The sequence below is a fragment of the Pseudomonas sp. TH37 genome, assembly GCF_016650735.1.
Lineage (GTDB): Bacteria > Pseudomonadota > Gammaproteobacteria > Pseudomonadales > Pseudomonadaceae > Aquipseudomonas > Aquipseudomonas farris.
On record NZ_JAEKFD010000005.1, the window covers coordinates 263,343 to 276,213 of the forward strand.

The 12,871-nt window shown below is 63.3% G+C and carries 8 protein-coding genes; all 8 read left to right on the forward strand.

Annotation, left to right across the window (positions count from 1 at the left end):
* Nucleotide 1: 1 nt before the first annotated feature.
* The 8 genes from JFU11_RS15590 to JFU11_RS15625 are packed head-to-tail and all read left to right on the forward strand — an operon-like array spanning nucleotide 2 to nucleotide 12,849.
* A complete protein-coding gene (locus JFU11_RS15590) occupies nucleotides 2–1,300 on the forward strand; it encodes a DotU family type VI secretion system protein (RefSeq protein WP_123720176.1) in 1,299 nt (432 codons plus the stop codon).
* A complete protein-coding gene (tssM, locus tag JFU11_RS15595) occupies nucleotides 1,297–4,797 on the forward strand; it encodes a type VI secretion system membrane subunit TssM (RefSeq protein ID WP_201061172.1) in 3,501 nt (1,166 codons plus the stop codon). The genes JFU11_RS15590 and tssM overlap by 4 nt, the downstream gene beginning before the upstream one ends.
* Nucleotides 4,794–5,444 carry a type VI secretion system-associated protein TagF gene (gene tagF, locus JFU11_RS15600; RefSeq protein ID WP_052967835.1) on the forward strand — a complete coding sequence of 217 codons (651 nt, stop codon included), beginning with the start codon at nucleotides 4,794–4,796 and terminating at the stop codon, nucleotides 5,442–5,444. Before tssM ends, tagF begins: the two co-directional genes overlap by 4 nt.
* Nucleotides 5,445–6,176 carry a protein phosphatase 2C domain-containing protein gene (locus JFU11_RS15605; RefSeq protein ID WP_123720179.1) on the forward strand — a complete coding sequence of 244 codons (732 nt, stop codon included), beginning with the start codon at nucleotides 5,445–5,447 and terminating at the stop codon, nucleotides 6,174–6,176. It abuts the gene before it with no gap.
* A complete protein-coding gene (locus JFU11_RS15610; RefSeq protein ID WP_274610041.1) occupies nucleotides 6,173–9,217 on the forward strand; it encodes a serine/threonine-protein kinase in 3,045 nt (1,014 codons plus the stop codon). The genes JFU11_RS15605 and JFU11_RS15610 overlap by 4 nt, the downstream gene beginning before the upstream one ends.
* Complete coding sequence (locus JFU11_RS15615; RefSeq protein ID WP_201121321.1) at nucleotides 9,217–9,933, forward strand: ABC transporter ATP-binding protein; 717 nt, start codon at nucleotides 9,217–9,219, stop codon at nucleotides 9,931–9,933. Before JFU11_RS15610 ends, JFU11_RS15615 begins: the two co-directional genes overlap by 1 nt.
* Entirely contained in the window at nucleotides 9,933–11,129 is a 1,197-nt protein-coding gene (locus JFU11_RS15620) for a hypothetical protein (protein WP_201061176.1), read from the forward strand. The genes JFU11_RS15615 and JFU11_RS15620 overlap by 1 nt, the downstream gene beginning before the upstream one ends.
* 16 nt (nucleotides 11,130–11,145) lie before the next feature.
* Nucleotides 11,146–12,849: an SUMF1/EgtB/PvdO family nonheme iron enzyme gene (locus JFU11_RS15625; RefSeq protein WP_242483612.1), complete on the forward strand. Its 1,704-nt coding sequence runs from the start codon at nucleotides 11,146–11,148 to the stop codon at nucleotides 12,847–12,849.
* Nucleotides 12,850–12,871: the final 22 nt, after the last annotated feature.

A 12,871-nucleotide genomic window follows, 5' to 3' on the forward strand; every position in this document is an offset into this window, starting at 1 on the left:
AATGAGCAACGATGATCGTACCCAATTCATGCCGACACCCGGTGGCCGTGGCGCCGACCCGGTCCGCCCGGAGGCTGGTCGCGCCCAGGCCGCGCCACTTTCGATGCCGGCCGCGCCGCTTTTGATCGGCACGGCCGAAGGTCTCAACCCCCTGGAAAGCGCCGCTGGCCCGTTGCTGGCTTTGCTGACCCGCTTGCGCAACACCATTGCCCACCCGGCGCCGGCGAGCCTGCGGGCGCAATTGCTGGCCTACCTGCGCCAGTTCGAGGAACGCGCCGAGGCTGCCGGCGTGGTGCGCAACGATGTGTTGCTGGCCCGTTACGCCTTGTGCACCGCCCTGGATGAAGCGGTGTTGAGTACGCCGTGGGGTGGTGCCAGCGACTGGGGCAAACAGAGCCTGCTGATCACTGTGCACAACGAAGCCTGGGGCGGCGAGAAGGTGTTCCAGCTGTTGGAACATTGCCTGCAAAGCCCCCGCGAACGTTTGTATCTGCTGGAACTGTTGTACCTGTGCATGTGCCTGGGTTTCGAAGGGCGTTATCGGGTCGTGAACGACGGTCGCAGCCAACTGGAAGCCTTGCGAGAACGCACCAGTGCGGTCATCCGTAGCGCCCGTGGCGATTATGAGCGTGAACTGTCGCCCCATTGGCGCGGCGTCACCGTGGCCCGCGACCGGCTGGCGCAATTCATGCCGCCTTGGATCGCCGTGGCCATCGGCGTGGCGTTGCTGCTGGCACTGCTGTTCGGCCTGCGATTGAAACTGGCCGCCGATGCCGAGCCGGTGTTTAAAAATATCCATGCGCTGGGCGAGATCCCGGTGCAGGCCATCGACCGTCCGGTGGTGCAACCGAAACTGATCGAGCGTCCCCGCCTGGCGGGCTTCCTCGCCGATGAAATCAAAGCCGGTCGGGTGGCCGTGGAAGATGCCGTTGACCGTTCAGTGGTGACCATCCGTGGCGATGAGCTGTTCGCCTCGGGCAGCGCCAGTATCGTCGACAATTTCCAGCCGCTGATGCTGCGCATCGCCGATGCCATTCGCAAGGTAAAGGGCCAGGTCCGGGTGACCGGCCACAGTGACAATCGCCCGATTGCCACCTTGCGGTTTCCATCGAATTGGGCCTTGTCCGAGGCGCGTGCCAATTCGGTGCTGCAAATCCTTTCGGCCAAAACCGGCCAGCCCGAACGCTTCAGCGCCGAAGGCCGCAGCGACACCGAACCGTTGGCCTCGAACGCAACAACAGAGGGCCGCGCACGCAATCGTCGGGTCGAAATCACAGTGTTGGCGGAGGGGGTCGAGTGAAGGCGTTTTTCAGTTTTATCATCCGCTGGATCATCCCGGTGCTGGGCCTGATCGCCCTGAGCCTGATCATCTGGTTCGTTGGGCCGCTGTGGGAATTTCTGGTGCCCGAAGGCCGGCGCTGGGCGCTGATCATTCTGGTGTTCGCGGTGTGGACCGCCTACCGGGCGTTCCTCATCATCCAGGCCCGCCGCAAGGCCGCCGAAGTGATGCGCAGCCTGGCGGCGCAAACCCCGCCGGACCCCACCAGTATCGCCACCGCCGAGGAACTCGAAACCCTGCGCCAGCGCATGGACGAAGCCTTGGCGCTGCTCAAGAAAGCCAAGCTGGGTGGCGACGAGCGACGCAACCTCTACGAACTGCCGTGGTACGTGATCATCGGCCCGCCGGGTTCGGGCAAGACCACCGCGCTGGTCAATTCTGGGCTGCACTTTCCCCTGGCCGCGCAGCTCGGCGCCGGGGCCGTGCGCGGGGTTGGCGGTACGCGCAATTGCGATTGGTGGTTTACCGACCAGGCGGTGCTGCTTGACACCGCCGGACGCTACACCACCCAGGACAGCGACGCGACCGTTGATAAAGCCGCGTGGCTGGGCTTTCTTGGCCTGCTGAAAAAGCAACGGGCCCGTCGCCCGATTGACGGTGCGTTCATCGCCATCAGCCTGTCCGACCTGCTGCTGGGCAGCGACGCCGAGCGCGCTGCCCATGCCGCCGCGATCCGCCTGCGGATCCAGGAGCTGTACACGCAACTCGGGGTGCGCTTTCCGATCTACCTGATGCTGACCAAGCTCGATCTGGTGCCAGGGTTCATGGAGTATTTCGATACCCTGAGCAAGGAAGAACGGGCCCAGGTCTGGGGTATGACCTTTGCCCTGGACGACGGCAAAAACAATGACAGCCCACTGGCCCATCTGCAAAGCGAATTCACCGGCCTGGAACAGCGCCTCAACGATCGTTTGGTGGAGCGTTTGCAACAGGAACGCGACCCGGCGCGGCGCGATCTGATCTACGGCTTCCCGCAACAGTTCGGCGCGTTGAAGGATTGCCTGCAAAGCTTCCTTGAGGGCGTATTCAAACCCAACGCCTTTGAAGAGCGGGTGCTGTTGCGCGGGGTGTATTTCACCAGCGGCACCCAGGAAGGCAGCCCGATTGACCGGCTGATCGGTTCCATGGCCCAGAGCATGAACCTGGACCGCCAGCACCTGGCGCGCCAGAACGGCACCGGGCGCAGTTACTTCATCGAAAAACTCTTCAGCGCCGTGGCCTTTGCCGAGCGTGGGCTGGTGGGGGTCAACCCGAAAGTCGAACGTCGGCGCAAGTGGATCGCCCGGGGCGTACTGGCCTCGACCGTGGCCCTGGTGCTGGTGGTCGGGACCTTGTGGTGGGTCAGTTACCGCGCCAACCAGGCGTATATCGCGCAAGTCGATCAGAAAGTCGCGCCCCTGGGCCAGGCCGTGCAGAACCTCAGCCCGGCACAACGGGACGTGCTCGCGGTGATGCCCTTGCTCAACGCGGTAAAGCACTTGGCCGACGACGCGCCGAGCTGGGCCGAAGGCCTGGGCCTGTATCAGGGCAACATGCTTGAAGCCGAGTCTGGCAGCGTCTATCGCAAGCTGTTGATCGCAGTCTTCGCGCCACGCTTGCTCACGCGCATCGAAGAGCAACTGCACGGCGGCGGCAATTCGGACTTCCTTTACGAAGGCTTGAAGGCCTACCTGATGCTCGCCGACAGCGAGCATTACGATGCCGACTTCATCAAGGCGTGGATCGCCCTGGACTGGGATCGCAGCCTGCCGCGCGACTTGCCGGCCGAGCAGCGCCTGGCCCTGGAGGAGCACTTGCAGGCACTGTTCGAGCGCCATCCGCCCACCGCACGTCTGGACCCGCGGCTGATCGACGACCTGCGTCGGCAGTTACAGCAGTTGCCAGTGGCCCAGCGCGTCTATGACCGGGTCAAGCGGCAGAAACTGCCGGACGGCATCCCGGACTTTCGTATCAACGAAGCGGCCGGGCGTGATGCCGCGCTGGTGTTCAGCCGCAAGAGCGGTAAGCCGCTGGGCGAACCCTTGAGCGGCTTCTTCACGGCCAAGGGTTACCGCCAAGGGTTTTTGCTGACCAGCCTGAACCAGACCGGTACCTTGGCCGAGGAGCAGTGGGTACTCGGTCGCGACCAGGCAGAACAACAGAACGTCGTCAGCCTGGCCGCCGACGTGCGCCGCCTGTATTTCCAGGATTACCAGCGCCAGTGGGACGCCTTGCTGGCTGATATCGACTTCGTGCCGATCACCAGCGTGGCCCAGGCCGCCGATGTGTTGCGGGTGATTTCCGGCCCGACCTCGCCGTTGAAAAAACTGCTGGTAGCAGTGGCGAAGGAAACCGACCTGCAGCAGGAAGAACGCCTGCTGGCCGCCAAGGGCGCGCCGGTGGAGGGTGGGGTCGACAAGCTTAAGGAGCGCTTGGGCAGCTTGCTCGGCCAGGAGCAGGCGACGCAAAACACACCAGATGCCAGTGAAGATCCAATCACCGCGCATTTTGCCGAACTCAACAGCATCGTCAGCAAAAACGAAGGCGAGCCGGCGGCCATCGACGGCCTGCTGGCCGACATGAACGCCCTGTATGTGCAGGTCAGCGCCATGGTCGGCGCCAGCGGCGACGCCTTGCTCGGCGAAGCCAAGAACCAGGCCGCAGCGGCCGCGACACGGGTCAGCCTCAACGCCGAACGTCAGCCGCCGCTGGTGCAGGGCCTGGTCAAGTCGGTGGTCAACTCCACCACCAACAGCATGATGGGCGGGGTGCGCAATCAACTGAACGCGGCCTGGACCAGCGAAGTGGTGAACATCTATCGCCAGTCCCTGGCCGGGCGTTACCCGATGTCGCCGGGCAGTGCGCGAGACGCGACCCTGGACGACTTCGGCCAGTTCTTCGGCGTGGGCGGGGTGATGGACAACTACTTCCGCAAATACCTGCAGCCGTACGTGGATACCTCGACCCAGGCCTGGCGCTGGCAACCGGGCGCCGCACAGAAGCTCGGCATCGCCCCGGGAGTGCTGCAAACCTTCCAGCGGGCAGCGACCATCCGGGATGCGTTTTTCCGTTCGGGCGGCACCCAGCCGATGGTGCGTTTTGAGCTCAAGCCAGTGGCGATGGACGCCACCATCACCCAGTTTTTGCTCGACCTCGATGGCCAGCAATTGAGCTATGACCACGGTCCGAGCCGTCCCACCTCCATGCAATGGCCCAACCCCGGCAGCATCGGTGTGGTGCGGATCTCGATCATGCCGCCTTCAGCCAGCGGTCGTTCAGGCATCACTTTGGACGGGCCTTGGGCCTGGTTCCGTCTGCTGGAGCAGTCGGACCTGACTGCTGGCAACTCGCCGGATCGTTTCAACCTGCGGCTGCGGGTCGATGGTGCCAGCGTCTCTTATGAGCTGCGGGCCAACAGCGCCTTCAACCCGTTCAAGAGCCGTGTGCTCAGTGGTTTCAGCCTGCCGGAGCGTTTATGAGCACGCCGGGCTTCTATGGAAAGCTGGCCAGTCGCGGGGACTTTGTCAGTCGTGGCTTGCCGCAGAGTTTTATCGGCCCCTGGGATTCGTGGCTGGCGGCGGGCCTGCTCGCCAGCCAGAGCCTGGGGGACCGTTGGCTGGATGCCTATCTGGTCAGTCCGCTGTGGCGTTTTATGCTCGGGCCCGGTGTATGTGGGCCACAGGCCGCCGTTGGGGTGGTGATGCCGAGCATCGATCGGGTTGGCCGGTATTTTCCGCTGACCGTCGCGGTGCTGCTGGATCACGACGCTGATCCGGCGTCGGTGGTGGGCGGCGCGGATGTCTGGTTTGAGCAAGTTGAGCAATTGCTGTTGAGCACGTTGAGTGTGGAGGCGAGCTTCGAAGCCTTCGGTGCAGGGCTGGAAACGCTGGGCGGCCCGGCGTACCTGCCACGCGCTCCAAGCAGCCGTTTTGCCGGCCTGCATCGCTTTGATGCCACCGACCCGAAGGCGCGAATGACCGTGCTTGCCGAACTGGCCTGCGAAGGCGCAAGCCTGTGGTGGGGCCAGGGTTCGGAGCGTATCGCTCCTGCTTTATTGCGGTGCCAGGGCTTGCCGGCGGCCGCTGATTTTGCGCAATTTTTGCTCGGCCAAGAAGGTGTTGTGTAGATGTGTCCAAGCGTTGGAAAGACGTTCAAGTCTGCAAGCAAGAGCCATGTCGGTATGGTCCGCCAGGTTAACGAAGATGCTTGCCTGGATCAGCCGGAAAACGGCCTGTGGGTGGTCGCCGATGGCATGGGCGGGCATGCGGCGGGCGACTACGTCAGCAGTCTGATCGTCGACAGTCTGCGTAGCATTGCCGTGGGCCGCTCGCTGGATGAATACGTCGCGGCGCTGAAAACCGACCTGCTGCGGGTCAACGCCGCCGTGCGTGAAGAAACCGCCAACCGCGGCGTGACCATGATGGGCAGCACTGTGGTGGTGCTGGCGGCGCGCGGCTTGCGCGGGGTGTGCCTGTGGGCGGGTGACAGCCGCTTGTATCGCCTGCGTGACGGTCTGCTCGAAAGCATCTCGCGGGACCACAGTTACGTTCAGGATCTGCAGGACAGCGGCCTGCTCAGCGAAGCTGAAGCCCGGGTGCATCCACGGTCCAATATTGTCACCCGAGCCATCGGGGTCGAGGCGCAACTGAAACTGGCGATAGTCGAGCTGCTGTTGATGCCCGGCGACAGTTACCTGTTGTGCAGCGACGGGCTGACCAAAACGGTTGAAGATCATGAGATCCGCGAGGTGCTGAGTCACGACGAGCCTGGGGAGATCGCCAGCAGCCTGGTGTCCCTGGGCCTGATGCGCGGCGCTCCGGACAACATCACCGTGATTGTCGTGAAGGTGCCGTCATGAATTCCGCCCTGCACATTCTGATCCCCGGCTATGACATAGACGGCGAGATCGGCGAAGGCGCCATGGCCAACGTTTACCTGGCGACCCAGCGCTCGCTGGAGCGCAAGGTAGCACTGAAGATCATGGCTGCGGCACTGGCGGCGGACCCGAGTTTCTGCGAGCGTTTCCTGCGCGAAGGTAAAACCCTGGCGCGCCTGTCTCACCCGCATACGGTCACCATCCATGACATCGGCCATGTCGGTGAGCTGTATTACATGGCCATGGAATTCCTGCCCAACGGCACACTCAAGGAGCGCATCGCCGCCGGCCTGACGCCGGAGCAGGGCCTGATTTATATCCGTCAGATCGCCTCGGCCCTGGGCTATGCCCATGGGCTGGGGCTGGTTCATCGCGACGTCAAACCGGCGAACATTCTGTTCCGCGCCGATGGCACTGCGGTGCTCTCAGACTTCGGCATCGCCAAGTCCATGGATGACCGCACCCAGTTCACCCAGGCCGGTTTCGCGGTCGGTACTCCCAGCTACATGAGCCCGGAACAGGCGCGCGGCCAGGATATTGATGGCCGGGCCGATCTTTATGCCCTGGGCGTGGTGCTCTACGAAATCCTCGTCGGCAAACTACCGTATACAGGCAACGACGCACTCTCCACGGCCCTGGCGCATTTGACAGAACCGTTGCCAGAGCTGCCAGTGCACCACGGTCGCTATCAAGAAGTGCTGCGCAAGCTGTTGGCCAAGGATCCGGCCGACCGTTTCCCGGATGCAGCGGCGCTGTTGCAGGCGCTGGATAATCTGCCTCGGGAATCGGTTGAAGCGACCACCATCCGGCCATTGCCAATTGCGGTATCGCCGATTGCGGTGAGCAATGACCTGGCGGGACTGACGCCGGTGTCCATCGATATACCGACCGGCCCCGCTCAGCCACAACCTCGGCCCAATCCTGTTCCGCCGACTGTGAAGCCGACACCGTCATCCACGGTCTCGGAACAGCGAAAGGGGCCGGTGTTTGCACTCGCCGTCGTCGCGGTAGCCGTGGCGCTGGCCTTGGGCGGCGCGGGTTATTGGTGGCTGTCCGGTGACGTCGAAGCCGAGGCCAAGGTGCCGGTGGTTTCAGCACCGCCGGCCAGTGCGCCGCCGACCGTGGCGCCACCCGTAAAACCCCCCGTGGCAACGGAGGTCGATGGCGGTCAGCGGCCGCTGCTGATGGCCGGCAAAAAAACCTTGTTCCAGCGAGTACTCAGCAAGCCGGGGGCGAAACTCGCCAGCGACCCTGGGGCCACACCCGACAAGGCCTTGCCGGCGTTCTCGGTGCTTTACGTCTATCAGCGCAAAGAGGTTGATGGCAGCCCGTGGCTGCGTGTCGGCGCCGCCACCGACGGGCGCAGTGACGGCTGGTTGCCGGCCCCGCAAGTCAGCGACTGGAAGCAAAGCCTGGTACTTAAGTTCACCGAACGCTCCGGCCGTGCGCCGGTGATGTTCCTGCGTCAGCCCGGTGACGTGGAGAAGCTGCTGGCAGATCCGTCGACGGCAAAAAACCTCCTGCTCAAGGCCCAGCAGAATCGCGAAGACAACCAGCAGGTCCTGGCCCTGGAACCGGCCGCCAGTGCGGTGCCGCAGAATCAGTTTTACCTGTTGCCGATTTTCGATTCGCGCGAGAGCTTCGATGAGAACGGCCAGTCGGTGCAGTTGCTGAACGTGGCGTCCATCGACCCCGGTGATGCGCCGAAGGCCGCTGCCAACAACACGCCAATCACTACCGCTAATGCCGACGCGTTCCGCACCGCCGTGGTGTTGGTCGTTGACACCACCGTGTCCATGCAGCCCTACATCGATCAGGTCCGCGACGTAGTACATCAACTGCAAACCCGCATCGCCGAGCGGGGCGAGCAGGACAGTGTCAGCTTCGGCCTGGTGGGGTTTCGAAGCAGCACCCAGAAAACCCCGGGTCTGGAATACGTCGCCAAAACCTTGATCACCCTGGAACAGGGCCGCGACCCGCAGCGCTTCATGGACCTGGCGCGTCAGGTCAAGGCGTCCAAGGTCTCCAGCCATTCGTTCAACGAAGATGCGTTTGCCGGTGTGATGGAAGCGGTCGAGGGCATGGACTGGTCCGGCTATGGCGGGCGCTTGATCCTGTTGGTCACCGATGCCGGTGCCTTGCGCAAGAACGACCCGTATGCCGCCACGCAAATGAACGAAGCCGAAGTGCGCCAAGCCGCGCTGGGCAAGCAGATTAAGATCTACGCCTTGCACTTGCTCAGCGATGCCGGCAAGAAAACCCATGGTGGTGCGCAAAGCCAATATCGCACCCTGACCGCCGACGCCAACCCGCAGATCGGCGATCTGTACATTCCGGTGCCGGGCGCCGATGTGCGCAAGTTCGGTGAGCGGGTGGACGAGATCGGTTCGGTGTTTGCCGACCTGGTGCATCAGGTGCGTGGCAACAAGCCGCAAACGGTGCCGCTGCTGAGCGCCGCGCCGAGCTTGACCGACAAATCGGCGGCCGTCGGCTACGCGATGCACATGGACTTCCTGGGGCGGAAAGCCGCCAGCCAGGCGCCGCAACTGGTCAGCGCCTGGACCGCCGACCGCGACCTGACCAACCCGGCACTGCCGGCGTTCCAGGTGTGCGTGATGCTGACCAAGTTGCAGCTCAACGACTTGCAGCAATCGCTGAAACTGATCGTCGATGCCGCCCGCAAGACCCAGACCTCGCCGAAGAATTTCTTCCAGGAAATCGCCAGCGCCAGTGCCTACATGAGCCGCGATCCCTCGGCTTTGCGCAAGGGTGGCAACCTGGCCGATGGCGGGATTCTGGGTGAGTACCTGGAAGGGCTGCCATACCGCAGCAAGTCGTTGAACATGACCCAGGATTTGTGGCTTTCGCTGAGCGTGGCCGAGCAGGAGGACTTTATCGACGAGCTGGATTCGAAGATCCGCCTCTACGAAACCTTCCACAACGACTTGGCTAACTGGGTGCGTTTCGGCGATGCCGAACCGGGTGATGCCTTGTACCGCGTTCCGTTGTCGACGCTGCCGTGATGCTGAACATGAGCGCAGTGCACAAACACCGGGGCGTTGGCAGCCAGCGTTACAGCCTGCTGATTCCACGGCTGCAACTGCATGCCGGTGAACAATTGGCAGTGGTCGGTCCCAGTGGTTGTGGCAAAAGCACGCTGCTCGATTTGCTGGCGCTGGTGCTGGCTCCGGATCAGGCCGGGCAGTTTGATTTTGCACCCGGCCAAACCAGGACGGACATTACCGGGCTGTGGCGCGCAGATGCGCAAAGTGCCTTGGCGGACCTGCGCCGCCGGCACTTGGGCTACGTGCTGCAAACCGGTGGCCTGCTGGATTTTCTGGACGTGCGCGGCAACATCGACCTGTCGCGCAAACTGCTCGGCTTGAAAGACGACGGCAGCGTGGATCGACTGGCCGGGGCGTTGGATATCGCCGATCAACTGGGCAAAAAACCGGGTGATTTGTCCGTCGGCCAACGGCAGCGGGTGAGTTGCGCTCGCGCTCTGGCCCATGGGCCGCATCTGCTGCTGGCCGATGAACCGACCGCCGCCCTCGATCCGCTGAACGCGGAACGAGTGATGCAGTTGCTGGTGACCCAGGCCCGCGAACATGGTGTGTGCTGCGTCGTCGCCACCCACGATGAATCACTGGCCCGCGCCAGTGGTTTGCAGGTGCGGCGCATCAGTTGTCATCGCGACGTCGATGGCGGTGTCACCGCCATCCTCGGGGAGGCCTGCTGATGCGCAGCGCGCTGGTGGCTTCCCTGGCTTGGCAGGATTACCGCAACGACGCGTGGCTGTCGGCTTGTTCGGTACTGGCGCTGGTGGCGGTGGTCGCACCGCTGCTGGTGCTGTTCGGCTTGAAATTCGGCCTGGTCAGCAGTTTGACCGAGCGCTTGGAAAACGATCCGGCCACCCGGGAAATCATTCCCTTGGGTGGCGGTCGGTTCAGTGCCGCGTTTATCGAACAATTGAGCCGGCGCAGCGACGTGGCTTTCGCCTTGCCGCGCACCCGGCAGATTGCTGCGACGGCGGATCTGATCGCTGGTGCTTCGACGGTGACCGTCGAAATGATCCCCACCGCCGCCAACGACCCCTTGCTCGGCAGTCTACCGGTGCCCCAAGGGCTGGATCAGGTGCTGCTCAGCCAGACCGTCGCCGAAAAACTCGGGGCCAAGGCCGGTGATTGGCTGGAGGCCAGTTTCGGTCGACAGGTGGCTGGTCGTGGCGAGGCGCAGCGCACTCGCGTCCAGGTGCTGCACGTTCTGCCGCTGGAAGCCTTCGCCCGGGACGGATTGTTCGCGTCATTGACGTTACTTGAAGCGGCTGAAGATTACCGGGACGGCCGCGCCGTGCCAGCGTTCGGTTGGCCAGGTGATGCGGTGGGCGTGACGGAGCAACGGGTGTATCCGGCGTTTCGCCTGTATGCCCGCAGCCTCAAGGATGTCGAGCCGCTGCGTCAGTACTTCGCTGCACAGAATCTGCTGGTCTCGACCCAGGCCCAGACCATCACCCAGGTGCAATCGCTGAGCCGCAACCTGTCGATCGTGTTCTGGATCATCGCCGGATTGGCCTTGGCGGGAGCGTTCGCGGCGATTTTTTCTGGCGCGTTGGCGGCGGTCGAGCGCAAGCGCCGAGAGTTGTCGGTGTTGCGCCTGCTGGGGTTTTCCACGGCGGCGTTGCTGTTGTTTGTGGTGGTGCAGGCGCTGTACAGCGCCGGCCTTGCCGCCCTGTTGAGTGCCGGGCTGTATGGCTTGGCGCAATCGGGTTTAAACCATTTATTTGCGCAGATGCCGGGTGAGTACGCCAGCCATCTGCTGGCGCGTCACTACGCGTTGGCCCTGGCGGCAGTGCTCGGCGTCAGCGCCGTGGCGGCAGTCTGTGGTGGCTGGCGAGTGGCGCGTATCCAGGCGTGTGAAGGAATCCGAGATGTATAAGTTATTGGGCGCCGCCATGGCGCTGAGTCTGGCCGGTATGGTCTGGGCCGATGAAAGCACCGACAAACTGGACAACCCCAAGCCGTTGCCCGACGACGTCAGCCTGCCGCTGCCGTGCGAAGGGCAAATGGTGTTCCGTTACGTCTACATCCTGGCGCAGGGCACTCTGGACGACCGCGAGATCAGCCTCGGCTATCCATTCAGCGAGGGCGAGTCCGGTTATCAACAGTCGTTCATCTCCGGTTACCGCCGGGACTTTATCAACGGCCAGTTCACCCTCAAGGATCTGCCCAAGGATTGGGGCAAGACCATCACGCCGTTGATGCCCAAGACGGACGCCAAGACCCCGCTCAAACCGATGCTCTATTTCATCGGCAAATACGAAGTCACCGCCCGCCAATACGCCCAGGTCATGGCCCAGGCGCAATCGTTGGCCAGCGGCGAGCCGGCGCCGGCCTGCGAGGCATTGCAAGCCGAGGCGTCGCAAGGCATGGCCGGGCGTTTGCCCAAGGTGAAGTTGTCGCGATTCGAGGCCGAACGCTTCTCGGCGGTGTATAGCGCCTGGCTGATGAAATACCACAAGGACCTGCTGCCAGTGAGCGGTCGTGGTACCTCGGCGGAAGAGGGCGGGTTGGGTTTTGTGCGCTTGCCGACCGAGGTCGAATGGGAATTTGCTGCCCGTGGCGGGCAGGCCATTAGCCGTCAGGACCTGGAAGGGCGTCTGTTTCCCCGGCGTCTGGAGGGCAGCGAAAGCGACGGGCCACTGGCGGACTGGGCAGTCTTCAATCAGGTCGCCGGAGGCACCGGCCAGGCAGCGCGCCTGATGCCGATCGGTACCAAACTGCCAAACCCCATCGGTCTGTTCGACGTGATCGGCAACGCCGCCGAGATGGTCCAGGAGTCCTTCCAGCTCGTGCACGCCGGACGCCGCCAAGGCACCTACGGCGGCTTCGTGGTCAAGGGCGGCAACTACCTGGAAGGCGAAGGCACCTTGTTCACCGGGATGCGTCGCGAATACCCGCTGTTCGCCGCCGACGGCACCGAGCAAAGCAACGAAACCACCGGATTCCGGGTGGCGATTGGCGCGTTGTCGGCACCACGTTCGCGCTACAAGGAACTGTTTGCCCAATGGCAGAAAGAAGGTCGGCTAGCTTCGCTGACCGATGCCATCGACGACGCCCAGGACCCGACCAAACGCCTGGACAGCATCATTGCTGCCAGCGTCGATCCGCGCCTGCAAGCCGAGTTGGGGCTGGTCAACGAAGAGCTCAAGCGCAACGTCTCGCTCATCGCCCAGCAGCGCGAGGAAGCAGCCGGCAACCTGATCCAGTCGGCGGCCCTGGTGGCCGAGACCGTCAACAACTACAACATTCGCCTGACCAATTTGCAGAAGAGTCGCCAGCAGGCCTTGGACGCCAAGGACGAGGCCAGCGCCAAGTTGTTCGCTACCGCCATCGACAATGGCCGCAGCGCGCTGGACGGCGCGGTGGCGATCTACATCGACAACCTGGCGACCGGCACGCGCTACACCGATGCCGTGATCCAGGCGCAGTTTCAACGCATCAAGGAAGAGTTGGAGCGCAAGCCGGTACTGGGCAAGAGCCTGGTCACGCGCGCAACGTTATTCGTTCGCCATGTCGGTGATTATCGTCAGCAACGACGAGCCGACCCGGCGGCGATATTGAAGGAATTGCTCGCATCGAACGCCCAGCGGTCTTGATCGTTCGTTGTACAGCGAGCTT